This is a genomic window from Streptomyces sp. NPDC006174 (genome assembly GCF_040614075.1).
Classification (GTDB): Bacteria; Actinomycetota; Actinomycetes; order Streptomycetales; family Streptomycetaceae; genus Streptomyces.
In genome coordinates, this window is the sequence record NZ_JBEXTJ010000018.1 from 61,093 (window position 1) to 86,427 (window position 25,335).

Genomic DNA, 25,335 nt, shown 5'->3' on the forward strand with positions numbered 1-25,335 from the left:
CCACGGCGACAGGACGAAGGGGCTGAACGAGGTGATCGGTCGAGTACGGGGCTGGCGGCGCGGCTGGCAGGAGCGGACCAAGCTCCAGCGCATCGACCTCTACACCCGCCTCACGCTCTGCGCGCTGCCGTGGGTCTTCCTGGTCACCTGGGGTCTGCTGCCGCTCGGCAAGGCCCTGGGCCAGGGCCCGCTGCCGGTGTCCCTGGCGGCGGCGTTCCTCGCGGTGAACGCGGTGCAGTGCGTGCTGAGCAACCGGAACGTGGATACCGCCTTCGCCCACTACCGCGGCGTGGAGCTCTTCCCGCTGCGGCGGCTGCGGCTGCCGGCGGTGCTGCTGGCGGTGCTGACCGGTCTGCTGGTGGCCCTCGCGGCGGTCGGCGGCGTCGGGGACGCGGGGCTGAGCCTGCTGGTGCTGGACCTGCCGCTGGCGTTCGCTACGCCGTACGTGCTCCTCGTCCCGGTCCGGACGTACCTGCTCCGCTGCGCGGCCTACGCGGTGGCGGTGGTGGCGCTCCTGGCCGCCGTCGGCGTACCCGGCCGCCTGCTGTTCGGGTCGGCCGTCTCCCTGATCGTCGTCACGCTGCTGGTGCTCGTCTCGACGCGGCCGAGCGCCTGGAGCCTGTCCGTGATGTGGCAGGCGGAGGAGGCGCGGGACATGCAGGCGCGCCTCGCGGTGGCGGAGGAGCGGCTGCGGTTCGGCCGGGACATGCACGACGTGCTGGGCCGGAACCTGGCGGTGATCGCGCTGAAGAGCGAGCTGGCCGTGGAGCTGGCCCAGCGCGGCAACGCGGCGGCCGTGGACCAGATGGTCGAGGTCCAGCGGATCGCCCGCGCCTCGCAGCAGGAGGTACGCGATGTCGTCCGCGGCTACCGCGAGGCCGACCTGCCCACCGAACTGCTCGGTGCCAAGGGCGTGTTGGAGGCCGCCGGGATCACCTGCACGGTGGAGGGCGCGGACGGCCCGGCCGGTACGGGAGCGCCTGCGGCGGTGCAGGCGGCCCTCGGCTGGGTGGTGCGCGAGGCCGCGACCAACGTGCTGCGCCACGGTGATCCGCGCGTGTGCGTGATCCGGCTCCGGACGGTGGCGGGTTCGGTGGTGCTGGAGGTCGAGAACGACGGGGCGGGCACGGCCGCCGCGAGCGAGGGCGGCTCGGGTCTGGCCGGGCTGCGGGAGCGGCTGGCGGCGCTGGGCGGGTCGCTGGAGGCCGGAGCGGTCGATGACGGCCTGTTCCGGGTCACGGCGACGGTCCCGCTGACGGCTCCCCGTAACCGCTCCGACTCCGCTTCTCCGGAAGAACGATGACCACCGAGGGGAACATGACCACCGAAGGCTCCGAAGAGCGGCCGCTGCGGGTGCTGCTCGCCGACGACGAGCACCTGATCCGGGGCGCGCTGGCCGCGCTGCTCGCACTGGAGGACGACCTCGTGGTGGTCGCGGAGGCGGCGAGCGGTCCCGAGGCGCTCGCGATGGCCCTCGCGCACCGGCCCGATGTCGCCGTCCTCGATCTGCAGATGCCGGGCGCGGACGGTGTGAAGGTCGCCACATCGCTCCGCAGCGAACTGCCCGCCTGCCGCACCATGATCGTGACCAGCCACGGCCGCCCGGGACATCTGAAGCGGGCGCTGGCCGCCGGCGTACGCGGGTTCGTGCCGAAGACCGTCAGCGCCCGCCGGCTCGCCGAGATCATCCGTACCGTCCACGCCGGAAACCGCTATGTCGACCCGGAGTTGGCGGCCGACGCGATCTCCGCCGGCGACTCGCCGCTGACCGCGCGGGAGGCCGAGGTGCTCGAACTGGCGGCGGACGGGGCGCCGGTCGCCGAGATCGCGGAGCGGGCCTCGCTCTCGCAGGGGACGGTCCGCAACTACCTCTCCTCGGCCGCCTCCAAGATCGGTGCGGAGAACCGGCACACGGCGGTGCGTCTCGCGCGGGAGCGGGGTTGGGTATAGTGAGCATCGCGCTTCGGCGCAGCGCGGACGTAGCTCAGTTGGTAGAGCGCAACCTTGCCAAGGTTGAGGTCGCCAGTTCGAACCTGGTCGTCCGCTCCAGCTGGTTCAGAAGGCCCCGGTCGGTATCGACCGGGGCCTTCTGCGTATCTCCTACTGCCAGTTGGAGCCGGTCAGGACCTCGTACGCCTCGATGTACTTGGCGCGGGTCGCGTCCACGATCTCCTGCGGAAGCGCCGGCGGCGGCTGCTCGCTCACGCGGTCCCAGCCGGAGGCCGGCGAGGTCAGCCAGTCCCGTACGAACTGCTTGTCGTACGACGGCTGCGCGCCGCCCGGCTTCCAGGTGGCGGCGGGCCAGAAGCGCGAGGAGTCGGGCGTCAGCACCTCGTCGGCGATGATCAGCCGCTCGCCGCCGTGCTCGGTCTTCTCGAAGCCGAACTCGAACTTGGTGTCGGCCAGGATGATCCCGCGCTGGTGCGCGATGTCCCGGGCCCGCCGGTAGACGTCGAGCGTGGTCTGCCGCAGCTCGGCGGCGGTCTCCACGCCGACCTCGCGGGCGACCTCCTCGTAGCTGACGTTCTCGTCGTGGTCGCCGACGGCCGCTTTCGTGGCCGGGGTGAAGAGCGGGCCGGGCAGCTCGGAGCCGTCGACCAGGCCCTCGGGGAGGCCGATGCCGCACACCGTACGGGAGGCGTTGTACTCGGTGAGCCCGGAGCCGGTGAGATAGCCGCGGGCCACGCACTCGACCTGGACCATGCGCAGCGACGTGCAGATGAGCGTGCGGCCTTCCCACTCCGCCGGTGCGCCGGACGGCAGCTCGGTGGAGAGGACGTGGTTGGGCACCAGGTCGGCGAGCTGGTCGAACCACCAGAGCGAGAGCTTGGTGAGGACGCGGCCCTTGTCCGGGATCTCGGTCGGCAGGACCCAGTCGTACGCGGAGATACGGTCGCTGGCGACCATGACGAGGTCGCCCGCCTCGTTCCGGTACAGGTCACGCACCTTGCCGGTGTGCAGGTGGGTGAGGCCCGGAACCTGCACGGGCTCGGGCTTTTCTACAAAACCGGACACGGTGCCTCCGCGTAGATTGATCCAGGAGAGGTTCCGATTGTCCCGTACGGAGAGCGCGGAGCGCGCGCGGGGCCCGGCCCGGTGTTTCGTGCCCTGGACGGGCCCCGGTCAGTCGCGCTTGCAGATCCGGTCGAGGAGGTTGGCCGTCGCCTGCTGGATCCGGGCGTCGGTGTGGCCGGGGCGGTCCAGGGCCGGGGACCAGGCGAAGGTGCCGGAGGCGAAGACCAGCGCGCCGGAAGGGGCCTGGTAGAGCGAGGCCTCCTGGTGGCGCGTGGCGCCTTCGGAGTCCTGGTACGGCGAGTGGGCGAGCAGGATCCGGTTGTCGTGCTCCGGCAGGCTCGTCCGCGGGAAGTAGCGGTCGGCCTCACCGGCGACCAGGCCAGGGATCTCGTCGCCGTCGGCCGCGCCCGTCGCGTCCCAGAGCCAGTGCTCGGCGTTGCGCACGACCAGCGGTCCGGCCTCCGGGACGCGGCCCGCGTACTGGATGCCCAGCAGCTGCTGCTCGGGCCGGTCCACCTCGCGCCAGAGCGCGGACTTGCCGGGACCTCGCCGCTTGCGGCAGGTGAGCAGTCGGTCGGGGATGCCGGAGGCGGAGGGCGCGAGGCCGACCTGCCAGTACATGGTGTTGGCGGAGAGGAAGACGAGCGAGGTGCCCACGTCACGGGCGCGCTCGGCGGCCCGGCGCATGGGCAGCGACCAGTACTCGTCGTGGCCCGGGAAGACCAGGCCCCGGTAGCGGCTGGGGTCGATGCGGCCGGCGTGCAGGTCGCGGGCGTCGGCGTAGGCGAGGTCGTAGCCGTATCTCTCGGCCCAGCGGATGAAGTCGTACGCGTGTCCCACGTGCAGCGGCAGGCCCGCTCCGGCGTACGGCCGGTCGAAGGAGATCGTGACGGCGGCGTCCTCCTCGCCGAGCAGCCGTCCCTTCTCGTCCCACGCGTGGTAGAGGCTGGCGCCGGTGCGGCCGTCCTCCGGATAGAGGTTGTACGCCTGCCAGGTGATGTCCGGGAGCAGGAGCAGCAGATCGGCCGCGTGGTCGTGGCGGACGGTGAACGGGATGTGCGAGCGGTATCCGTCGGCGGTCGTCAGGACGGCCACATACGCGCCGACCGACCAGTAGCTCGGGATCTGGAGCCGCCAGGACATCCACCAGTGGTGGCAGGAGACGGTCCGGTCGGCGGCGAGCGGCGGCGGCTGGACGATGCCGGAGAGGCGCGGGCTGGTGGTGATCTTGGCCGCGCCGTCGCCGCCGTAATGACCGATCCGGTAGACGTCCACGGAGAACTGCTGCGGCGGGTCCACGGTGATGTGGAAGTCGACGGCCTCGCCGGGGGCCGCCGCTCCGGGCGAGACGAAGCCCTTGATCTGGCGGTGCACGTCGTCGGCCGGGCGGGTGCCGCCGCCGGTGGGGCGGCCGAGGTCCGCGTACCACGGGACGACCTGGCCGGTGTCGTCGAAGTAGTTCTCACTGCCGCGCAGCCAGGGCAGCGGGCCCTGTCCGAAGGGGTCGCTCACCGCGTGCGCGAGGGCGCCCGACTCCCACCGGCGAATCTGCTCCGCCCCCATGCCGCGCCCCTCCCTCAGGTCCCCCGGACAACTCCGGCGCGCACGATGTCAGCGCCGATTCCCAGCACATCACATAACGCACGCGCTCCGTCACCCTTTGTCGCGAATTGACGTGAACGGAGCCTTTCCTTCCGGCCGCTTCCCGCTGTCACACCAGGCGTACGGGCTTGTCGGAGCGGACGCCCACCTCGGCCAGCCAGGAGCGCAGCGGGTCCGGGTCGCCGTCCTCGACGAGGCTGAGGACCGGCACCGCGAGGTCCGCCCGGCGCTCGCCGTCGACGAGCAGCGCGGGGCCGTCCAGCCAGTCGAGACCGGGAGCCGCACCCGCCGTGTCCACGGCCGCGCAGCAGACCATGGCGGCGACGTGGTCGGCGAGCAGCTCGGTGCCCGTACGCGGCGGCTGGAGCGGGAAGAGAGGCAGCGGGTCGGGACCCCAGAGGTCGAGCGGGTCCGCGCCGGTGCCGGAGGCCGGCTGCTGGGCCGGGCCGGGCGCCGGGGCCTGGGCGTCGTCGCGGGCGACCGCCGCACCGATACCGGCCGCGAGCTCCTCGCCGGGTCCGCCGGGTCCGGCCAGGTGCTCCATGACGCGGGCCAGCGTCGGCACCGCCGGATCGGCCGCGGAGGCCGGCGGTACGCCCATGGCGTCGAGCACCCGGTGCAGCCGGGCCGCCTCCGTACGCCACTTCCGGTCGACGACCTCGTCCGGATACTGCTGCCAGTCCACCGGCGCCCAGTCCGGGCCGCTCTCCGCCGGGCCGCCGTGGAAGAGGCGGGCGGCGAGCAGGGAGGTGGCCTCGTCGGCGACGCCGGGCTCCTCGAGCAGGTCGCAGGCGGGCCGCTCGCCGAGGCGCGAGGTGAAGCCGTCGGCCAGCCGGTCGCGGCGGGACAGCTCGGTGAGGGCGGAGACCACGCCGGCGTCCAGCCGGGAGGGCCAGCGGCCCATCCGCCAGGCGGGCAGCGCGACCCGGGTCAGCAGCCGGTCCCAGCCGGCATAGGCCAGGCCGACCTGCTCCTGCGCGGCGATGCGGAGCGCGTAGTCGACGCCTTGGGCGCGCATCGAGGCCGTGGCCGCCACGCACCGCTCCATCTCGGCGGCATGCTCCCGGCAGGCGCGCAGCAGCAGCCGGGCGACCCAGCCGGTGAAGGCGGCCGGGACGGCGCGAAAGGCTCCTTGGCCGGGTGCGGCTCCGTCGGCCACGGCGGCGTCCAGACCGCGGACGAAGCGGCGGGCGGCGGCTATGTCGGGATGGGCGGAGGAGTCGGTGCCCGCCACGACCGGCGCGAGGATGGCACGGAGCTCGGCGACCCGCATCCACCACAGGAAGGGTGAGCCGATCACGAGGACGGGAGCGGCGTTCCTGGCCTCCGTCGTCGCTTCTCCGCCGATGCTGCTGCTTCGGTTGGTGCGGTAGGTGCGGTGAGTGCGGTCCTCCAGCCAGCTGTCGCAGTCCGGCGTCAGCGCTATGGCGGAGGGCGCGGGGACGCCGAGCCGGTCGGCCAGGTCACGGACCAGCCGGTAGAGGTCCGGAGCCCCTTCCTCCGGCACGGGGACGGTCGGGCTCACGGCGGGCCGGGCCCGCGCGACGGAGACCGCGACGGCGGCGGCCACCAGCAGCACCACGACGGCGACACCGAGCACCGCCCAGCGCACACCGTCCCAGACGGACCCGCCGAGGTGCCCTTGAGCGCCTGCGGCGAACAGCACGACGGCCACGGCCGCGGGCGTGATCACCACGGCCAGTGCCCTGCTGCGGATCCGCAGCAGGGCGAGCGCTCGGGCCTGTGCGGCCCGTGCACCCAGCTCCTCACCCACGTCGATACCGGACACGGCCGGATGTCACCCCCTCTGCCCCGCGACGGTTGCTCACTCCCCCACTGTGGCACCCGTCACTGACATCGCAATGCCGGTGGGCCAAGTGCCGGAACGCTTGCGCCGCACCCTAGTTGGGGTCCCGGCGGGCGTCATCCGTCTGGCCCAGTCGTCACCCGATGGAATGGCTTTGGGCAAAGCTGCTGACGTGTCCTCGTCCATAGGGCAGGGCTCCGTCTCCGTGCCCCCGCACGGGACGGCCCCCCGCGCCTGCCCCGCGTACGCCGGTGGCGTTCGAGGGCTGCGCGAGGGGCCGGGTGGAGCGTGAGGACCGGCGGATCAGCCTCCGGCGGCCTTCAGAGCGATGTCCGTCCGGTGCTGGGAGCCGTCGAGGCGGATGCGGCCGAGCGCGGTGTAGGCGCGCTCACGGGCCGCCGCGAGGTCCTTGCCGGTCGCGGTCACCGAGAGGACCCGGCCGCCCGCGCTCACGACCGCGCCGCCTTCGGCGCGGGTCCCGGCGTGCAGGACGTACGCATCCGGCGCATCCTGCGCCGCGACCTCCGCGAGCCCGTCGATCGGGTCGCCGGTGCGCGGGGTGTCCGGGTAGTTGTGCGAGGCGATCACGACGGTGACGGCGGCCTCGTCGCGCCACGTGAGCGGCGGGAGGACGTCCAGGGTGCCGTTGGCGGAGGCGAGCAGGACACCGGCGAGCGGCGTACGGAGGCGGGCCAGGACGACCTGGGTCTCCGGGTCGCCGAAGCGGGCGTTGAACTCGATGACCCGCACGCCGCGCGAGGTGATCGCGAGGCCCGCGTAGAGCAGTCCGGAGAAGGGCGTGCCCCGGCGGCGGAGCTCGTCGACGGTCGGCTGGAGGACGGTTTCGAGAACCTCGTCGACCAGCTTGGGGTCGGCCCACGGGAGCGGCGAGTAGGCGCCCATGCCGCCGGTGTTCGGGCCCTCGTCGCCGTCGAGCGCGCGCTTGAAGTCCTGGGCGGGCTGGAGCGGCAGCACGGTGGTGCCGTCGGTGATGGCGAAGAGGCTGACCTCGGGGCCGTCGAGGAACTCCTCGATGACCACGCGGTCGCAGGAGAGGGCGTGGTCGCGGGCGGCGGCGAGGTCGTCGGTGACCACGACGCCCTTGCCGGCCGCGAGGCCGTCGTCCTTGACGACGTACGGAGCACCGAAGGCGTCGAGGGCCTCGTCGATCTCCGCGGGCGTGGTGCAGACGTAGCTGCGGGCGGTGGGGACACCGGCGCCGGCCATGACGTCCTTGGCGAACGCCTTGGAGCCTTCCAGCTGCGCGGCTTCGCCGGAGGGGCCGAAGCACGGGATGCCGGCCGCGCGCACGGCGTCGGCGACCCCGGCGACGAGCGGCGCCTCCGGGCCGACGACCACCAGCTCGGCGCCCAGTTCGGCCGCGAGGCGCGCGACGGCGTCACCGTCGAGCGCGTCGACCGGGTGCAGTTCGGCCACCTCTGCGATGCCGGCGTTGCCGGGGGCGCAGTACAGAGCGGTGACATCGGGGTCGAGGGACAGAGAGCGGCACAGGGCGTGTTCGCGGGCGCCGCCGCCGATGACGAGGACCTTCACGGGGTGCAGCCTAGCCGCCGGTGGCGACGGGCCCGGACGGCCGCCGGTCCGTGGACGGCCTCGCCCGCACGGAGAAGCCGGGTCGCCGCCTCACTGCTCGTTGCGGCCTTGCCGCCGGTGGCCGTCGGCCCGTGGACGGCCGGCCCGCCCGCTCAGGGGCTACTGCTCGTTGGTGAACTCCTCCACCACGGTCGCGCCCAGCTCGCGGACGATCAGCTCGTGGCCGGAGAGGGCGGAGTCGACGAGATCCGGATCGTCGGCCTCCGCGGTGTCGTCCTCGGGTGCGACGGAGCGCGGCGGCTCGGAGGCGTACCCGCCGTGGGAGGGCTCGGGGGCGGAGGGGGCGGCGCCCCGGGTGTGGGAGGTCTGCTGGTGCTGCTGCGGCGGCTGCTGTTGCTGCGGCGAGGACGAGGCGGCGGGCTGCTGGGGCTGGTGCTGCTGGGGGGCGTGTGCCGGGGTGCCTTCGTACGCCGTCGGGGTCGGGGCGGAGGGCGGGGGCGCCGGTGCGGGCGTGTACTGCGGGGCCGGGCGGCCGGAGGGCGGAGGGGCCGCGCCGCCGGAGGCGTCGACGACCGCTTCGACCCGCCACTGGGCGTTGAACCGCTCGGCGAGCGCCTGCTTGAGGACTTCCTCACTGCCGCTACTGGTGAAGTTGTCCCGGGCGCCAACGTTGATGAAGCCGATCCGGAGGGTGGTCCCGTCGAACCCGGTCACCTGGGCGTTCTGGCTGAGCAGGATCCAGGTGAAGCGGCGCTTGTTCTTGACCGCCTCCAGGATGTCGGGCCACATGCTCTGGACCTGCCCGGCGCCCTGGGCCATGCCTTGGCCGCCCGGCTGCGGGGCGGCGGGGGCGGAGGGAGCCGCCGGGGCGGGTGCGGCCGGTGCGGCGGGGGGCGGGGTGGCGGGGCCGCTGCCGGGGGCGGACGCGGTGGGCCAGCCGCCGGGGCGCCGGGCCTGCTCTCCACCGGCGGCGGTGGGCCAGGACCCGGGCCGCTGGGCAGGGGCCTCGGCGGCGGGCTGCGGGGCGGCGGGTTCAGGGGCGGCAGGTGGTGCGTAGGCGGCGGGCGCGGGGGCCGGTGCCTCGCCTCGTACGTCGACACGGGCGGCGTCCGGACCGGCGGGGGCCACGGGTGCGGCCTGCGGAACGTGGGCGTCGGGCCCGGGGACGTACCCCATCGGCATCGTGGTGGCGGGCGGCGCCGCGAACGAGGCGGCAGCGGCGGCGGACGCACCGCGCTCCAGCCGGTCGAGCCGGGCCTGCATCGACCGCTCGTCGTCGAAGGCGGCCGGGAGCAGGACCCGGGCGCAGATCAGCTCCACCTGGAGGCGCGGCGAGGTGGCGCCGCGCATCTCGGTGAGCCCGTCGTTGACCAGGTCGGCGGCGCGGCTGAGCTCGGCGGCACCGAAGACGGAGGCCTGGGCCTGCATACGCTCGACGACGTCGGCGGGAGCGTCGATGAGCCCCTTCTCGCCGGCGTCGGGCACGGCCGCGAGGATCACCAGATCGCGGAGCCGTTCCAGCAGATCGGCCACGAACCGCCGGGGATCGTTGCCGCCCTCGATGACCCGGTCCACGACCTCGAAGGCGGCGGCACCGTCACCGGCGGCGAAGGCGTCGATGATCGAGTCGAGCAGCGAGCCGTCCGTGTAGCCGAGGAGCGAGGTGGCCATGGCATACGTCACACCGTCGTCGGCCGCACCGGCCAGCAGCTGGTCCATGACGGACATGGAGTCACGCACGGACCCGGCGCCGGCCCGCACGACGAGCGGCAGGACGCCGTCCTCGACCGGGCTGTTCTCCCGCCCGCACACCTCGGCGAGATAGCTGCGCAGGGTCCCGGGCGGAACGAGCCGGAACGGATAGTGGTGCGTACGCGACCGGATCGTCCCGATGACCTTCTCGGGCTCCGTGGTCGCGAAGATGAACTTGAGGTGCTCCGGCGGCTCCTCGACCACCTTCAGCAGGGCGTTGAACCCGGCCGGGGTGACCATGTGGGCCTCGTCGATGATGTAGATCTTGTAACGACTGGAGGCGGGCCCGAAGAACGCCTTCTCGCGCAGATCACGGGCATCGTCCACACCACCGTGCGAGGCGGCGTCGATCTCGATGACATCGATGGACCCCGGCCCGTTGCGCGCGAGGTCCTTGCACGACTGGCACTCCCCGCACGGGGTCGGCGTGGGCCCCTGCTCGCAGTTCAGACAGCGGGCGAGGATGCGCGCACTGGTCGTCTTTCCACAGCCACGCGGCCCGCTGAACAGGTACGCGTGATTGACCCGGTTGTTCCGCAGGGCCTGCTGGAGCGGGTCAGTGACATGCTCCTGACCGATGACCTCGGCGAACGACTCGGGGCGGTAGCGGCGGTACAGCGCAAGGGACGACACATCTACGAGGTTATCGGGGCGCACTGACAACCAATCCCACACGGCCCGCACGCAGGCTCCGGAGCCCGGCAAATCCACGGGCCCACGCAACGCAAAGGGCCCCCCACGCACCCGCCAGAGCCAACCTACCCTTGCTGCCTTCCGGCCCTGGGGGAGTTCAGTCAGATAGCGCCACGTGAGGGGCTGACGCCCACCTTAGCGGATCCCCACCCCCTCCGGTCCACCCGCCCGCCCCGTCGAACGACGCGCAGGTCCTCTCCGGACGATCTTCGGCGAACGTGTTCGCGAGCACCCTCCAACGTCTTGTATTGTTTGCGGCGGAGGATTCGCCTAGTGGCCTAGGGCGCACGCTTGGAAAGCGTGTTGGGGGCAACCCCTCACGAGTTCGAATCTCGTATCCTCCGCCATTGCTCTCACCGGGCAATACGTCGAAGGCCCCCGCAGCTCGCTGCGGGGGCCTTCGACGTTGGCGGTTGCCGTCGCCTACCGCCCGTTGAGGGTGGCCCGGCAGACGCTGCCGTACACGGCCGCGTTCGGCCCGTACCGGCGCATCGTCTGGCTGCGGGCGGCGCACAGGCCGAGTTCCCAGGGCGGACAGCCCAGCGCCGCGGAGGCCACCGTTCGTTCGACCGGAGTGATCCGTCGGGTCCTCGATGAGGACCGGCTTTCTCTCCGGGAGGCACAGCGCCGGTACGAACAGTCCGCGTGGTTCGCGCCACAGTGGCCGGCCCCTCGCTGACGAGGCAGTGGCGCTCGCTGCTCGGCACGCACCGCCAGACCTCGAGGTTCCGGTATCCGCTGCGGATCACCGTCTCCTTGCCGCCTGAGCGCCCTCGGCGGATGAACATCCAGGGCGACTTCCCGCCCGACTCCGACAAGCACTCGGTTGTCGTGGTGCGCCAACAGAGCGCCGCCGAGTGCACGTTCCTCCGCGCTCCCGAAGTCGTCGAAATTGTCAGAAAACCGCCCTCCCGATCCGGAGTTGCATCACCATCCACACATGAGCCAGGGACAGACGCATGGGTAAGCGCGAACGCCGCCGCAAGCGGGAACAAGGCAGGAAGAACCCGTCACAACAACGGCGAGTGGCCACTCCCCAGCCGATTGTTCGCGAGTTTCCCTTGGCCGCTCCACGTCTCCGCATCGTGATCAAGCACGATGCTCCGGAGGATGCCCGGAGAGTCAGCGCCCTCTACTGGGAAATCAAGGACGACGGAACCTGGGCCCGGACCGTCGGCAGCATCGGCGTGGCCGGCGACATCGGCGCGGTGGCCGCTGCGCACTCGTACGCCACGCTCCTCAACTGCCCGTGCGCGAACTGCTCCGAACCGATCGCCGTCACCAACCGGTCCTGGGCCAACAAGGTCGGCGGGAAGAACCTCGACGTGGAGGCTCCCGCGTACTTCTGCGGAGAGTGCACGAAAATCCGGCAGCAGGAGGAGACCGAGCGGCAACAACGCGCCGCCGAACAGAAGCGCGTCGAGCGGGAACGTGAGCGGCAGCAGGCGGAAAGGCTCCAGCGTCTGATTGCTCACGCCCTTGCGGACGAAGAGAGAAAGGCCGAGCCGGCCGACCCTCTCCCGAAGGACAGCCCTCTGGCCCTTGCCCTCTACGTGGCGTTGATCAGCTACGCCACACGTAATGTCGGCAAGACACTTCCCAGCCTCACAAGTGTCGGCCCCCTGGGTTGGACAGGTGATGCCGAGCAGGACAGAGAGCTCTTGTCGGACCTCTACGACGCGCAGCTGCTTGCCCTCGCGCCGGAGAGTCCGCAGCAGGCGTTCACTCTCTCCCAGGACGGCGACGGCATCTCCTTCGTCTCCACCGAAGTCGCGTGGCGGGTGGTCGGTGGCCTGACCGCCGCACAGGAGCGCGTCAGGAAGATCGCGGATGACCTCCGGACTCAGCCCGGTCCTCAGGCAGCTGAGGCGCGTGAGGCCTTCACCGCGCTGGTGGACCGGCTGGAGGTGATCGACATCTCCGGCTACCTCGACAACCTGCTCACCAAGAAGTACGGCTATCCCGCGGTGCCCGAAGCGCGGCGCGAGGAACTCGCCGACGTGATCCGCAAGGGCCTCGCTCACGGATACACCTCCGGTCAGATGATCTGCTTCGCCTGGCGAGCGGCCGACTCCGCCGCGGCGTGGAAGGAGCGCAATCCTCGGATGGGGCCACCGGAGGCGGCGTCCGCCTCGGTGACCAGCCTCAACGGCAAGATCGACAAGGCGATCGAGCTGCACCATTCCATCCCCGAGTACGAAGCCCCGCGTTGGCACGCATCACCGCTGGCGCTCACCTGCTTCCGGCGGCTGCACGCCGAGATCCGCTGGGTGTACAACCGCGACGTCATCGACGCGTGCACCCAGTGCGACCACCAGGGCCTCAAGGAGACCGTCCACCCCGAGACCGGCATGGACGCCGTATGGCGCTGCACCCATCCCGTGGAGATCCCCGCCCAGCACCATGGCGCAGAGGAACCGAGCGGCCGGAATGAGGCGTCAGACCCTGCCGATGTCTGATCCCCGGCCTCCCTTGGCATCGGCGGACTCGGCCGTGGCGGTGCCTCACATCCCGCGGGCCCTCCCCAGGCGGAGCGCGGAGACGAGGAAGAAGACGCCGCCGAGGAAGGCGTAGCCGGCCAGGTTGGTCAGCGAGGCGTCGTCCGCGCCCGCCTGGGCGAAGAACGAGGCGCCGGCGAGCGTGGAGATGGCTCCGCTCGCGATCATGGGCCACTGGCCGCCGAGGTGGCGTCGGGCGGCGCCGATGACGAGCTGGACGACGCCCGCGGTGACGGCCCAGACGCCCCAGACCGCGCCGCGTAGTAGGCGCGCAGCGCCGCCTCGCTGCCGGAGCCCATGGCCGTCATGATGCGCTGGTAGCGGGCGGAGCGGAGATCGCCGGCCACGATGATGCGCGGGTGCTGGCGGTCCGGCGGACAGTAGCCGTCGGCGTCCCGGACCAGGTCGCCCGCCGGGGCGGCGGGTGCGCTGCCGATGCTGAGGTAGGTCATGTCTGCCGTGACCGTGTGCCGTTCGCCGCTCCGGTTCCGTACGTCCGCGGTCACCGTGCCTCCTTCGGAGGCGTACAGCGTCAGATGCCCGACGGGCAGGAGCGTGACGCGCGGATCGTCACGGATCTCCTCGGTCTTGTACGTGTCCGTCTCCGGGTACGCCACGAGCAGGCGGGTTCCGGTGACCGGGTGGGCGCGGAGGAAGGTGCCGATCGGGCGGTCGCCGCCGAGGACGAGGAGCGTACGGCCTTCGGCGTCGGCCGGGCCGGCCTGCCAGAGCGGGGACAGGGTGAGGCCGCCGGGGGCGGTAATCCAGGGGACGTCGCCGGGCTGGAGGGGGCCGACGCCGGTGGCGACGACCGCGTACGGGGCCGTCAGGCGCGTACCGGTGTCCAGGGTGACGGTGACCTGGTCGTCGGCGGAATGGAGTTGGACGACGCGGCGGCCTGGTTCCAGGCGGCACAGCTGAGTGCTCTTCAGCTCCGCGGTAATGGCGTCGGCCAACGCGGGACCGCTGGTGTGGCCGCCGAGGACGTTGTTCAGGGCCGGGATGCGGTGGAGGTTGCGGCACAGAGTGTCCGGCTCGATCAGGACCGAGCGCAGGCCCACGCTCGCGGCTGTGCGAGCGGCGGCGCAGCCGGCCGGGCCGCCGCCGATGACGATCAGGTCGGTGTCGTGGGCGGCGGGCACCCCGGTGCGGGACGCGGTATCGGCCATGGGCGTATTTCACCACCTGGGCGCCGCACCCGAAGCGTTTCTCCATCGATTGACCGGCGGTGGCAAGTGAACCGGATGCGAATAGACAGCGGGCGATGACAGGGCCGGTTTCCTGGATGCCCGCGGCGCTGATGCTCTTGCCGCTGCCCGCCGAGTTGGAGGGAAATGGGTCCCGACGAATAACAGCAGCAACTTGCTTGGTTCAAATTCGACCACACCAACTACAGGCATGAAAGATCCACGGGGGAGATCTTCTGCAACTTTCGGCTGACCGAACGCTGACATTTCATTTATCGCAATGCACCCGGTTGAGGGACCTCAAGAAACACCGGAACCAGCGGAACCGAACGGATATCTGGCAGCCAGGATCTTGCAGCGTCGCGACACCCGGACACACTCGGACCAACTGCTCAATCATGTAATCAGAGTCCTGCCGAATATTGCGGTAGTCGAATCTGAGGTATTGCAGACCGGCTAGCCCTTTCAATGTTTCCGGAAGGTCCGGAGCGCGCAAACGATCGACCCCCGACAACAGCACGGGAATAACCGTCCGATCAAGCTTGAACGCTTCTTCAATTTCCCTGAGAACCCAGTCACGAATAGGCAAGGAGTCACTTTCTGCAACGTCAAATTTATCCAACCACCCAGCATCCACGATCACGAGCATCACACTGCAGCCCTCTACGGCATTCAGGATCGAGCGCGCAAAATCAGAACCTAACAATATCGACCTCGATGCCCGAAATACTTTATTTTCTCCGAATCGCGCCGACAGTAACTCGTCGAGGAGGGCCGCAGCATATGCGCCTCCCTCTCTACGGTAGTTGATGAATATTTGATCCATTTAGCACCCCTTGACCACCAATGTGACTCCCGAAGTTTCACGACGTTCGCATTTACTCCGCCGCGGCCCCCTAGGCTAAATGATCGATGACATCAGAGGCGCCGATGGAGCCTAAACCTTTGGACGCTCGGCCCCCACGGCAGCGAAGGGAAAATAAAGTGACGGAAATCCCGTCGACAGGACGCCGGTCAAAGCAGGGATTGAAAAACTCCAAACCGCCTACCCTCGAACAGGCTTCAGGGTCTCCGGTACCGAAGTCCGACATGCTGGAAATGACAAAATGGCACATCGACAGATACGATCGCCTTCGTTCATCCACGTCACTTCGGGCATCAATTTTACTCAGCGCCAATGCCATTTTGACCACCGGCTCTCTGATTCTTATCAACTACCATTTGCAGTCCAACGCGCGGGGCCGAAGCATTTTGATCGAATCCCTATTCGCAGCCCTGGCAATCCTAGCGCTCTCATTAACCATGCGAAGCCTCTGGGGGTGCATCAACGCGATCGCCGCACGCAAGACGACTCGCGCTCTTCATCCGTCGGAGATACCCGCAAGATTCCTATTCAACTGGGGCGACACTCTCAAGTCCGTCGACGGACACAGCGACTTCGCCCGGAAGGTGACGGAACTCAGCCTGGAGTCCATCCTCGGACATGCAGTATCGGAACTCTGGACGGACATATTGCAGCACGCACAACGCCACCGCCACTTGAGGTCCGCAATCAGCACATTCCGGTACTGCATAATTGCCCAGTTGGCGCTGGCCATATTCACATTCCTCGCAGCACTGAGGTAAGCGCGAATGGGAGGTGGTGGGCTCTGTCCAGTTCATGGCGTCGCCGACCACCGCCTCTCTCCGATACGCCCACCACCCGGCCCAGGCACTCTGCCGGGCCCGCTCCCGGTACGCGCGAGGTGAGGACGACTCGGCAGTGACCACTCCGGTGCTGAGCGAGTTGCTCGAGATGCTGTACGCCGCCGAGCACCCGCACATCCTCGACTCCGCCGAGACCCGGCGCACGCTCGGCCTCGCCACGGCGGACCTGGATGCGGCGCTCCTCTACACGGTGCGTGGCTTGTACGGGTAGCCGTCAAGGCAGCGGGCGTGAACCACAGCCGCCCGGCGGACAACTCTTTTCGGACAATCCTGGGCCACTCGGGAGACACGAGGCAACCCGATCCACCTCAGCCCGCCTCTCACAGGGCGGACACAGCGTCGCCACAGGGTAGTTGAGGGCCGTGCTGTTCGTCCGTGTCCGTCACGCACTCGGAAAAGCCGGAAGTACGAGGAATGATGACCAGATCCCAGCAGGGCCGCACCAACCGCCTCACCCGCCCCTCCATCGCCGTCGCCGCGGCCGTCGCCGTGACGGCGGGAGTCGTCGCCGCCGCGCCTGATGCGAAGACCGCGCAGCCGGGGCCGAAGCTCAGCCTGATCGCCGCCTCCAAGTCGGTGACGCTCGACTCGTGGAAGGACGATCCCGGGGTTTATCTCGACCTCGGGACCTACCTCACCTCCGAGAACGGAGCCTTCGAGCTCAAGGTGACCCGTAAGTCCTACAAGGATCCGGTCGTCGCCTCGCAGATCATCCGGAACGGGAAGAAGACCACCACGAAGGCGCTTCCCGCGGGGCTGGTGAAGGACTTCGCCGGGCTGCCCGGCTTTCTGCAGGTCAGCGTCGTCGACGCGGCCGGGAAGTCGGTGCTGAAGAAGACCGAGCCCTTCTGTCCCAACAACGCCTCCGGGCGGGTGCGGCCCGACGCTCCCGCCAAGTCGAAGTATCCGCAGAGCTGTCCCGTCAATCCCTTCACCCTCGGCTCCGTCTGGGGCGTGGAGAACGGATGGGCGGCCAACACCTATGCCGGGTACTACTCCGCGCCGGTCCAGCTGGCCGCCGGGAAGTACACCGCCAAGGTCTCCGTGACCAAGAAGTACCGCGACCTCTTCGGGATCGCGGACAAGCCGCAGAGCATCAAGCTCACTGTGCGGGAGCGTAGTTGGGAGGAGGAGGAAGGTGGTGCCGGTGGTGGTGCCGCCAAGGTCGCCTCCAGCTCCCCGCACGCCGGTCATGCCGGACACGCACCCGCCCCCTCCGCCCACGCCGGACACGGCGCCCCCGCCCGTACCGACGCCCCCGCCGCCGCGACGACCGGTGCCGGGTCCACGTTCAACGTCGGTCACGGGCCCTACCCGCCGGCGCCCCCCGCCCTCCCCTGGGCGCTCAAGAAGCAAGCCTCCGAGCGTCAAGGCTTCTCCGCCACCCGCGTCGGTGACCGCGCCGGGCAGACCGACGGGTCGCGGCGGGCTCCCGCCGTGCAGCCCAATGCCAAGCGGCCCACCGGCAAGGCGACCGTGCCCGACGTGCCCAAGCCCGACCTGCGCTCGCTGCCCGCGTACGGCATCACCGTCAGCGACGGTTACGAGGACGTGCCCGGCAAGGACTACCTCGCCTTCAGCGCCAACGTGTGGAACGCCGGGCCGGCCAAGCTCGTCGTCGACGGGTTCCGCTCGCCGGGCAAGGAGCTGATGGACGCCTACCAGTACTTCTACGACGCCAAGGGCAAGCAGGTCGGCTACACGCCGACCGGCACCATGGAGTGGGACCCGCGCCCCGGTCACGAGCACTGGCACTTCACGGACTTCGCCAGCTACCGGCTGCTGAAGGCCGACCGGAAGGAGACCGTGCGCAGCGGCAAGGAGGCCTTCTGCCTCGCCAACACCGACGCCGTCGACTACACGGTCAAGAACGCCAACTGGCACCCGGAGAACACCGATCTGTCCACCGCGTGCGGCCAGGAGAACTCCATCTCCGTCCGCGAGGTGCTCGACATCGGCTCCGGTGACACCTACACCCAGGACCTGCCCGGCCAGTCCTTCGACATCACCGACCTGCCCAACGGCACCTATTACATCCAGGTCCTCGCCAACCCGGAGAACCGCCTGAAGGAGACCAACCACAAGAACAACAGCGCCCTGCGGAAGGTCGTCCTCGGCGGGAAGAAGGGCGCCCGCACGGTGAAGGTTCCGGCCCACCACCTGGTGAACGCCAACTGATCCACGGTTTGTCGCCTTCCGCACCTTCCACGTGATGCCGGCCCCGGGTTCCGCTCCCGGGGCCGGCATCACCCGGTCTCCCCCACCGCCCGCCGGTGCGTAACCCGCCCCGTAGCGTCCGCGTCCAGGTGGCCGGTGCCCTCCGCGCCGTTCACCGTGACCCGGACCCGGGGCCCGGCGCCCGCACCCGCTCCCGGCGTCACGTCGATGCGCCAGCTCTGGGCCTCGCGTACGCCGAGGGTGGTGCGGGCCTCACGGACCAGGCCGGGGAAGAGTTCGTACGGGAGGGACGGGAGGTGGACCGTTTCGGTGGGCGGGCTGGTGGAGTCGCCGCGGACCGCCATGCGGTGGTCCTCGATGGTGAGCGCGGTGACGTATGGGGTGTCCACGCGGGCCTCCAGCTCCATCGCGGTCGCCCGCATCCGCCCGAAGGTGAGCAGCGAGGACGACGGCCCGGAGACGGTGGTGGAGGTGGAGAACGTCCGGGAGGCGGAGGAAGAGGAGGAAGAGCGCTCCGCCGGACCCTCCGACGCGAACAGGTCACTCCGGAACACCAGCACCACCACCGCCGCACCCGCCAGCAACCCGAGCAGCGCCACCAGGCACCACGCGCCGGCGCCTCCGTCCGGATCGCTCACCAGCGTGGACTCGGGCGCGGAGTCGATCTCCGCCGCCTCGGCCCGGCGGCTCCACTCCAGGGTCGGCCGGGTGATGACGTGTACGTTCCAGGGCTCGTCCGGGCGGTACTCCACGACCGCGATCCCGCGCGGCCGGTAGGCGGGGAGGTCGGCCAGGTTGATGTGCTGGGTGAACTTCACGCGGTAGGCCGGCCGGTCGTCCTCCGGTTCCGGTGCCACGGTGAGCCTGAACTCGACCGGTACGTCGGCCATTTCGCCGCTCGTCGCTCGCAGGTCCTCGATCCGGGCCAGCGCGATCCGGCCGGCCGGCGGCTTCTCGCGCGCCGAGCGACGTCGCCCGCCGAGAGCACCGAGAACGACGAGGAGGACCAGGGGCCCGCCGCCGGTGACGATGACCGGCACGTCCATGAGGATCAGGCCGACCACGAGAGCGGCGACCGCCGCACCCGTCACGCCGGAGAGGACCGCGAGCCGGAGGCCGGCGAGGAGCCGCCTCACTCCCGAACGGGCCTCCCGGGAAAGCCTGTTGACCTCATCCGAACCCGTTCCCTGCCCCGTCGTCCCCATGACCGTGATTGTGCCGGTCGCAAGGACAACGGGGCAGGGTACGGGAGAAGAAGAACGGGAGGAGCGGGCCTCAGTCCTCGCCCTCCAGGTTGCCCTCGGTCTCCAGGTACACCTGGCGCAGCGCCTCCAGCACCGCCGGGTCCGGCTTGGCCCACATGCCGCGCGACTCGGCCTCCAGCAGACGCTCCGCGATGCCGTGCAGAGCCCAGGGGTTGGCCTCCTGGAGGAACTGCTTGTTCTCCGGGTCGAGCACGTACGTCTCGGTGAGCTTGTCGTACATCCAGTCGGCGACGACCCCGGTCGTGGCGTCGTAGCCGAAGAGGTAGTCGACGGTGGCCGCCAGCTCGAACGCGCCCTTGTAGCCGTGGCGGCGCATCGCCTCGATCCACTTCGGGTTGACGACCCGGGCGCGGAAGACGCGGGAGGTCTCCTCGACCAGCGTGCGCGTGCGGACGGTCTCGGGACGCGTGGAGTCGCCGATGTACGCCTCCGGGGCCTTGCCCTTGAGCGCGCGCACGGTGGCGACCATGCCGCCGTGGTACTGGAAGTAGTCGTCCGAGTCCGCGATGTCGTGCTCGCGCGTGTCGGTGTTCTTGGCGGCGACCTCGATGCGCTTGTACGCGGTCTCCATCTCGTCGCGGGCCGGACGGCCGTCGAGCTCGCGGCCGTAGGCGTAACCGCCCCAGACCGTGTAGACCTCGGCGAGGTCGGCGTCGGTGCGCCAGTCGCGGGAGTCGATGAGCTGGAGGAGGCCGGCGCCGTACGTGCCGGGGCGCGAGCCGAAGATCCTTGTGGTGGCCCGGCGTTCGTCGCCGTGCTCGGCCAAGTCGGCCTGGGCGTGGGCCCGTACGTAGTTCTGCTCGGCCGGTTCGTCGAGCGAGGCGGCCAGGCGTACGGCGTCGTCCAGCAGCCCGATCGTGTGCGGGAAGGCGTCCCGGAAGAAGCCCGAGATGCGGAGCGTCACATCGATTCGCGGACGGCCCAACTCCGCGTACGCGATGGGTTCCAGGCCCGTCACGCGGCGCGAGGCGTCGTCCCAGACGGGCCGGATGCCGAGCAGCGCGAACGCCTCCGCGATGTCGTCGCCCGCCGTGCGCATCGCGCTGGTGCCCCAGAGCGAGAGGCCGACGGAGGTGGGCCAGTCGCCGTTGTCGGTGCGGTAGCGGGTCAACAAGGAGTCCGCCAGGGCCTGGCCCGTCTCCCACGCCAGCTTGGAGGGGACCGCCTTCGGGTCGACCGAGTAGAAGTTGCGGCCGGTCGGCAGCACGTTGACCAGGCCGCGCAGTGGCGAACCGGACGGACCGGCCGGCACGAAGCCGCCGTTCAACGCGTGGACGGCGTGCGTGAGTTCATCCGTCGTGGCCGCCATACGCGGGACCACCTCGGTCGCCGCGAAGGTGAGGATGTCGGCCACCGCCTCCGGCAGGCCTTCCGCGACACCGGCCACCGCCGCCGGGTCCCAGTCGGCGTCGTCCATCGCCTGGACCAGCGCACGCGCCTGCTCCTCGACGGCGTCCGCGTCGGTGCGGGTCGCGGCCGACTCGTCGAGCCCGAGCGCCTCGCGGAGACCCGGCAGCGAGGCCGTACCGCCCCAGATCTGCCGGGCGCGCAGCACGGCGAGCACCAGGTTGACCCGGTCGTTCCCGGCGGGCGGATTGCCGAGCACATGCAGGCCGTCGCGGATCTGGACGTCCTTGATCTCGCAGAGCCAGCCGTCGAGATGCATGATGAAGTCGTCGAAGCCCTCGTCCTCCGGCCGGTCCTCCAGGCCGAGGTCGTGGTCGAGCTTGGCGGCCTGGATGAGCGTCCAGATCTGCGCGCGGATGGCAGGCAGCTTCGCCGGGTCCATCGCGGCGATCTGCGCGTGCTCGTCCAGGAGTTGCTCCAGGCGCGCGATGTCGCCGTAGCTGTCGGCGCGGGCCATCGGCGGGACCAGGTGGTCGATCAGCGTGGCGTGGACGCGGCGCTTCGCCTGCGTACCTTCGCCCGGGTCGTTGACGAGGAACGGGTAGACCAGCGGCAGATCACCGAGAGCCGCGTCCGGACCGCACGCGGCCGACAGACCCGCGTTCTTGCCCGGCAGCCACTCCAGGTTGCCGTGCTTGCCGAGGTGGATCATGGCGTCCGCGCCGAAACCGTTGTCCTCGGCGGAGGCGGCGATCCAGCGGTAGGCGGCCAGGTAGTGGTGGGAGGGCGGGAGATCGGGGTCGTGGTAGATCGCGATCGGGTTCTCGCCGAAGCCGCGCGGCGGCTGGATGAGGATGAGGAGGTTGCCGCGCCGCAGAGCCGCGAGGACGATGTCGCCGTCCGGGTTGGCGGACCGGTCCACGAACATCTCGCCGGGCGCCGGGCCCCAGTGCCGCTCCACCGCCAGGCGCAGCTCCTCCGGGAGCGTGGCGAACCAGCGGCGGTAGTCGGCGGCCGGGATCCGGACCGGGTTCTTCGCCAGCTGCTCCTCGGTCAGCCACTCCTGGTCATGGCCGCCGGCCTCGATCAGCGCGTAGATCAACTCGTCACCGTCGCCGGAGACCAGCCCCGGTATGTCCGCCTCGGGCCCGAAGTCGTACCCCTCGGCGCGCAGCCGCCGCAGCAGCGCCACGGCACTGGCAGGCGTGTCCAGGCCGACCGCGTTGCCGATCCGCGAGTGCTTGGTCGGATAGGCGGACAGCACGAGCGCGATCCTCTTCTCCGCGTTCGGGATGTGCCGCAGCTTCGCGTGCCGTACGGCGATCCCGGCGACGCGGGCCGCGCGCTCGGCATCGGCGACGTACGCCGGGAGCCCGTCCTCGTCGATCTCCTTGAAGGAGAAGGGCACGGTGATCAGGCGGCCGTCGAACTCCGGCACCGCGATCTGTGTGGCGGCGTCCAGCGGCGAGACGCCCTCGTCGTTCTCCTCCCACGCGGCGCGCGGGCTGGTGAGGCAGAGCGCCTGGAGGATCGGCACGTCGAGCTGGGTCAGCGCGCCCGCGTCCCACGACTCGTCGTCGCCTCCGGCCGAGGCCTCGGCGGGCTTGGTGCCGCCTGCCGCGAGGACGGTGGTGACGATGGCGTCGGCGGCGCGGAGCTGGTCGATCAGCTCGCTCTCCGGCGTACGGAGAGACGCGACGTACAGCGGAAGCGGCCGGGCGCCGGCGTCCTCCACCGCCGTGCACAGCGCCTCCACGAACGCCGTGTTCCCGCTCATGTGGTGGGCGCGGTAGTAGAGGACGGCGACCGTCGGCGCACCCGCTTCCACCGCACGGGCCTCCCGCTCCAGCGGGCCCCACGCCGGGGCCGGAGCGGGCGGCTCGAAGCCGTGGCCGGTCAGCAGCACGGTGTCGGAGAGGAACCGGGCCAGCTGCTCCAGGTTGGCGGGCCCGCCGTGCGCGAGGTAGGCGTGCGCCTCGGCGGCTATCCCGATCGGCACGGTGGAGGCGGCCATCAGCTGCGCGTCCGGAGCCTGCTCACCGGTCAGCACGACGACCGGCCGCCCGGTGGCCAGCACCGCGTCGAGCCCCTCCTGCCACGCGCGTACGCCGCCGAGGAGGCGTACGACGACGAGGTCGGTGCCCTCCAGCAGTTCCGGGAGGCCGTCGAGGTCGACGCGGGAGGGGTTGGCGTACCGGTAACTCACCGGCCCCTCGGCGGCTCGGGCGCTCAGGAGGTCGGTGTCGGACGTCGACAGGAGCAGGATCATGCTGCGTCAGGCCTTCCTCGGGGTGTCCACGCCCCGGGCGGTGTCGGAGGGTCTCCCCGGTCGGCCCGGCGATGACCGGGCACTCGGAGAAGGGAGTTCCTGACTCGCCCGGCCGGTGGTGGCGGCCGGGCTCACAGTGGCGGGACCGCGCCGGAATCTCACCGGGCTTCCTCCCCTGTCGCCGTCTGGCGATGGCGGCCTGAACGGACCACCGCCTGCATCCTAAGCGGCGGAGGTGGAGGCGGGGCAGGGGGCAGGGGTGCGGTGGTGATCACTGTTCGGTGGGTGGGCCGCGTGCGCGGCGGGCGCTGTCCGGCAGGACGTGGTGGAGTCCGTCCCGCAGGTCACGAGGTGCAAGCCCCTGCCGGCCGCATCGCCGGCCGCAGGCCACGGGACAGGCCCTGTCCCGCAGGTCGCGCAGGGTACAAGCCCCGCCGCCCGCATCGGCCCTGTCCCGCAGGTCACAGCTGCGACCCGGCCGCCGGGAGCGGCCCGGTCGGTATGCTCGCCGCCATGCCCGATTCCGCCCCCTCGCCCCTTTCCGTGGGCGGCGCCTCCTCCCGTGCCGGCGGTGACGCCTGCCCGGGAACGCTGCGGCTGCACCGGGCCGACGACGGCGCGCTGGCCCGCGTACGCCTGCCCGGCGGCGTGCTCAGCGCGGACCAGGCGGACGCGCTCCTGGCGGCGGCCGAACGGTTCGGCGACGGTGACCTGCATCTCACCTCGCGCGGCAACGTACAGCTGCGCGGCCTCGGTACGGAGTGCGGCGGCGCGCTCGCGGACCTGCTCACGGACGCCGGCCTCCTGCCGTCCGCCGCGCACGAGCGGGCCCGCAACATCGTGGCCTCGCCGCTGGCGGGCCTGGACGGTTCGCCGTCGCTGGCGGCCTGGCTGACCGAGCTGGACCACCTGGTCTGCGCGTCACCCGCCACCGCCGCGCTCTCCGGCCGCTTCCTCTTCGCGCTGGACGGCGGCCACGGCGATGTGGACGCGCTGGGAGCGGACGTGACGGTCATCGCCGAAGGCCGCTCGGACGCTCTGCTGCGGATCGGCGCGGCGGACGAGGTGTTCCGGATCCCGGCCGCCGAGGCCCCGCGCGCCGCGCTCCGGGCCGCCGAGGCGTTCCTCCGCGCGGCCTCCGACTCCGGGGCCTGGCGCGTGAAGGACCTGCCCGACGACGTACGGACGGAGCTGGTCAGAGCCATCGGCTCGGTCGCCGGCCCGTCCGAGCACCGCACCCGCCCACGTACGGCGAAGGCGCCCGGCCCGGCCGGCCCGTTCGGCTCCACGGCCGCGCTGAGCGTCGACGTACCTCTGGGCCGCCTCACCGCCGCTCAATGGCGGCTGCTCACGGACACGGCCAGGCGCCACGGCGGCGAACTGCGGCTCACGCCGTGGCGCGGAGTCGTCATCCCTTTCGGCGGCGGCCGGGCCGAAGCGGCAGACGCACTCCGCACGCTCTCCGAGGCCGGCCTGATCACCGCACCCGACTCACCGTGGACCGGCGTAGGCGCCTGCATCGGCCGCCCCGGCTGCGCGAAGTCGCTCTCCGACGTGCGGGCCGAAGCGGGGGCCGCTGTCGGAGCGCCCGGCCGGCTACCTGTGTACTGGTCCGGGTGCGAACGCCGCTGCGGCCACCCGCACGGCGAGTGGATCGACGTCGTCGCCACACCGGACGGCCACCGGATCTCGCACGTACGGGGCGAGCGGCGGGACGCCCGGACGACCGTACGGAACGACCCGGCGCGGCTGGCGGCGGCGGTGGCCGAGGCCCGCGCCCTCTGACGTAACACCCTTCCTTGATCAGCTCACGGCAGAAGAAAGCGACAGCACTGTGCACCAGTACGAGAAGGACGGACCGGCGATCTACCGCCAGTCCTTCGCCACCATCCGCGCGGAGGCGGATCTGGCCGGGCTGCCCGCCGACGTCAGCCAGGTCGCCGTCCGGATGATCCACGCGTGCGGCATGGTCGACCTCGTGACGGACCTCGCCTTCTCGCCGAACGCCGTGGCCGACGCCCGCGCCGCTCTGCGCGCCGGAGCGCCGATCCTCTGCGATGTGGCGATGGTGGCCAGCGGAGTCACGCGCAAGCGGCTGCCCGCGAACAACGACGTGGTGTGCACCCTCTCCGACCCGTCCGTGCCCGAGCTGGCCGCGAAGATGGGCACGACCCGCAGCGCGGCGGCCCTGGAGCTGTGGCGGGACCGGATGGAAGGCGCGGTGGTCGCGGTCGGCAACGCGCCGACGGCCCTGTTCCGGCTGCTGGAGATGATCGAGGAAGGCGCACCGCGCCCGGCCGCCGTCATCGGCGTCCCGGTCGGCTTCGTCGGCGCGATGGAGTCCAAGGAGGCCCTGGCCGAGCACGCGTCGGGCCTGGAGCACCTGATCGTGCGCGGCAGGCGCGGCGGCAGCGCGATAGCGGCGGCCGCCATCAACGCCATAGCCAGCGAGGAAGAGTAG

At 71.1% G+C, this 25,335-nt stretch carries 16 protein-coding genes, 2 tRNA genes, 1 other RNA gene, 1 pseudogene and 1 riboswitch; of the genes and pseudogenes, 9 read left to right on the plus strand and 11 right to left on the minus strand.

Features of this window, described 5'->3' with window-relative positions; translation table 11 throughout:
- Positions 1-31 precede the first annotated feature (31 nt).
- The 3 genes from ABZ267_RS30940 to ABZ267_RS30950 all read left to right on the plus strand — a co-directional run bounded on the left by ABZ267_RS30940 (position 32) and on the right by ABZ267_RS30950 (position 2,049).
- Positions 32-1,303, plus strand: a complete 1,272-nt coding sequence (locus ABZ267_RS30940) for a sensor histidine kinase (RefSeq protein ID WP_356753785.1) — start codon at positions 32-34, stop codon at positions 1,301-1,303.
- Positions 1,300-1,950, plus strand: coding sequence for a response regulator transcription factor (locus tag ABZ267_RS30945; RefSeq protein WP_356753786.1), 651 nt, complete (start codon positions 1,300-1,302; stop codon positions 1,948-1,950). Before ABZ267_RS30940 ends, ABZ267_RS30945 begins: the two co-directional genes overlap by 4 nt.
- A 23-nt stretch (positions 1,951-1,973) precedes the next feature.
- A tRNA-Gly gene (locus ABZ267_RS30950) sits at positions 1,974-2,049 on the plus strand.
- A 51-nt stretch (positions 2,050-2,100) separates the two neighbouring features.
- Here ABZ267_RS30950 and ABZ267_RS30955 read toward each other — a convergent pair.
- The 6 genes from ABZ267_RS30955 to ffs all read right to left on the minus strand — a co-directional run bounded on the left by ABZ267_RS30955 (position 2,101) and on the right by ffs (position 10,550).
- On the minus strand, positions 2,101-3,015 hold the full coding sequence (locus ABZ267_RS30955; RefSeq protein WP_356753788.1) for a phosphoribosylaminoimidazolesuccinocarboxamide synthase: 915 nt from the start codon (positions 3,013-3,015) through the stop codon (positions 2,101-2,103).
- A gap of 108 nt (positions 3,016-3,123) precedes the next feature.
- The gene (locus ABZ267_RS30960) at positions 3,124-4,578 is read right to left on the minus strand and encodes a N,N-dimethylformamidase beta subunit family domain-containing protein (RefSeq protein ID WP_356753790.1); all 1,455 of its coding nucleotides are present in this window, start codon (positions 4,576-4,578) and stop codon (positions 3,124-3,126) included.
- Between the two features lie 148 nt (positions 4,579-4,726).
- The gene (locus ABZ267_RS30965) at positions 4,727-6,406 is read right to left on the minus strand and encodes a hypothetical protein (RefSeq protein WP_356753792.1); all 1,680 of its coding nucleotides are present in this window, start codon (positions 6,404-6,406) and stop codon (positions 4,727-4,729) included.
- Positions 6,407-6,727: 321 nt separating this feature from the next.
- Entirely contained in the window at positions 6,728-7,978 is a 1,251-nt protein-coding gene (gene purD, locus ABZ267_RS30970; protein WP_356753794.1) for a phosphoribosylamine--glycine ligase, read from the minus strand.
- A 159-nt stretch (positions 7,979-8,137) separates the two neighbouring features.
- Positions 8,138-10,363 (minus strand): DNA polymerase III subunit gamma and tau, encoded by a 2,226-nt coding sequence (locus ABZ267_RS30975; protein WP_356753796.1) that lies wholly within the window; start codon positions 10,361-10,363, stop codon positions 8,138-8,140.
- Positions 10,364-10,455: 92 nt separating this feature from the next.
- An RNA gene (gene ffs / locus ABZ267_RS30980) (signal recognition particle sRNA small type) lies at positions 10,456-10,550 on the minus strand.
- 132 nt (positions 10,551-10,682) lie between these two features.
- Here ffs and ABZ267_RS30985 point away from each other — a divergent pair.
- Both ABZ267_RS30985 and ABZ267_RS30990 read left to right on the plus strand, forming a co-directional pair.
- Positions 10,683-10,770: transfer RNA gene (locus tag ABZ267_RS30985), tRNA-Ser, on the plus strand.
- 612 nt (positions 10,771-11,382) lie between these two features.
- Complete coding sequence (locus ABZ267_RS30990; protein ID WP_356753798.1) at positions 11,383-12,882, plus strand: hypothetical protein; 1,500 nt, start codon at positions 11,383-11,385, stop codon at positions 12,880-12,882.
- 45 nt (positions 12,883-12,927) lie between these two features.
- Here the strand turns inward: ABZ267_RS30990 and ABZ267_RS30995 are convergent.
- The 3 genes and pseudogenes from ABZ267_RS30995 to ABZ267_RS31005 all read right to left on the minus strand — a co-directional run.
- Positions 12,928-13,188: pseudogene (locus ABZ267_RS30995) on the minus strand (DUF308 domain-containing protein); the annotation flags it as partial.
- Positions 13,086-14,090 carry an FAD-dependent oxidoreductase gene (locus tag ABZ267_RS31000; protein WP_356753800.1) on the minus strand — a complete coding sequence of 335 codons (1,005 nt, stop codon included), beginning with the start codon at positions 14,088-14,090 and terminating at the stop codon, positions 13,086-13,088. The pseudogene ABZ267_RS30995 and the gene ABZ267_RS31000, both read right to left, overlap by 103 nt.
- Positions 14,091-14,376: 286 nt before the next feature.
- A complete protein-coding gene (locus tag ABZ267_RS31005; protein ID WP_356753802.1) occupies positions 14,377-14,934 on the minus strand; it encodes a toll/interleukin-1 receptor domain-containing protein in 558 nt (185 codons plus the stop codon).
- Between the two features lie 834 nt (positions 14,935-15,768).
- Between ABZ267_RS31005 and ABZ267_RS31010 the strand changes: the two genes are divergently transcribed.
- Positions 15,769-16,026, plus strand: coding sequence for a hypothetical protein (locus ABZ267_RS31010; protein WP_356753803.1), 258 nt, complete (start codon positions 15,769-15,771; stop codon positions 16,024-16,026).
- A gap of 203 nt (positions 16,027-16,229) precedes the next feature.
- Entirely contained in the window at positions 16,230-17,993 is a 1,764-nt protein-coding gene (locus tag ABZ267_RS31015) for a lysyl oxidase family protein (protein WP_356753805.1), read from the plus strand.
- A 68-nt stretch (positions 17,994-18,061) separates the two neighbouring features.
- Here the strand turns inward: ABZ267_RS31015 and ABZ267_RS31020 are convergent, their stop codons facing one another.
- Both ABZ267_RS31020 and cobN read right to left on the minus strand, forming a co-directional pair.
- A complete protein-coding gene (locus tag ABZ267_RS31020; protein WP_356753807.1) occupies positions 18,062-19,198 on the minus strand; it encodes a hypothetical protein in 1,137 nt (378 codons plus the stop codon).
- A 70-nt stretch (positions 19,199-19,268) separates the two neighbouring features.
- Positions 19,269-22,874, minus strand: coding sequence for a cobaltochelatase subunit CobN (cobN, locus tag ABZ267_RS31025; protein ID WP_356753808.1), 3,606 nt, complete (start codon positions 22,872-22,874; stop codon positions 19,269-19,271).
- 93 nt (positions 22,875-22,967) lie between these two features.
- A riboswitch (cobalamin riboswitch) is annotated at positions 22,968-23,047 on the minus strand.
- 328 nt (positions 23,048-23,375) lie between these two features.
- Here cobN and cobG point away from each other — a divergent pair.
- Together cobG and ABZ267_RS31035 are read left to right on the plus strand one after the other, a co-directional pair.
- Entirely contained in the window at positions 23,376-24,659 is a 1,284-nt protein-coding gene (gene cobG / locus ABZ267_RS31030; RefSeq protein WP_356753810.1) for a precorrin-3B synthase, read from the plus strand.
- 49 nt (positions 24,660-24,708) lie between these two features.
- Positions 24,709-25,335, plus strand: coding sequence for a precorrin-8X methylmutase (locus ABZ267_RS31035; protein WP_018513593.1), 627 nt, complete (start codon positions 24,709-24,711; stop codon positions 25,333-25,335).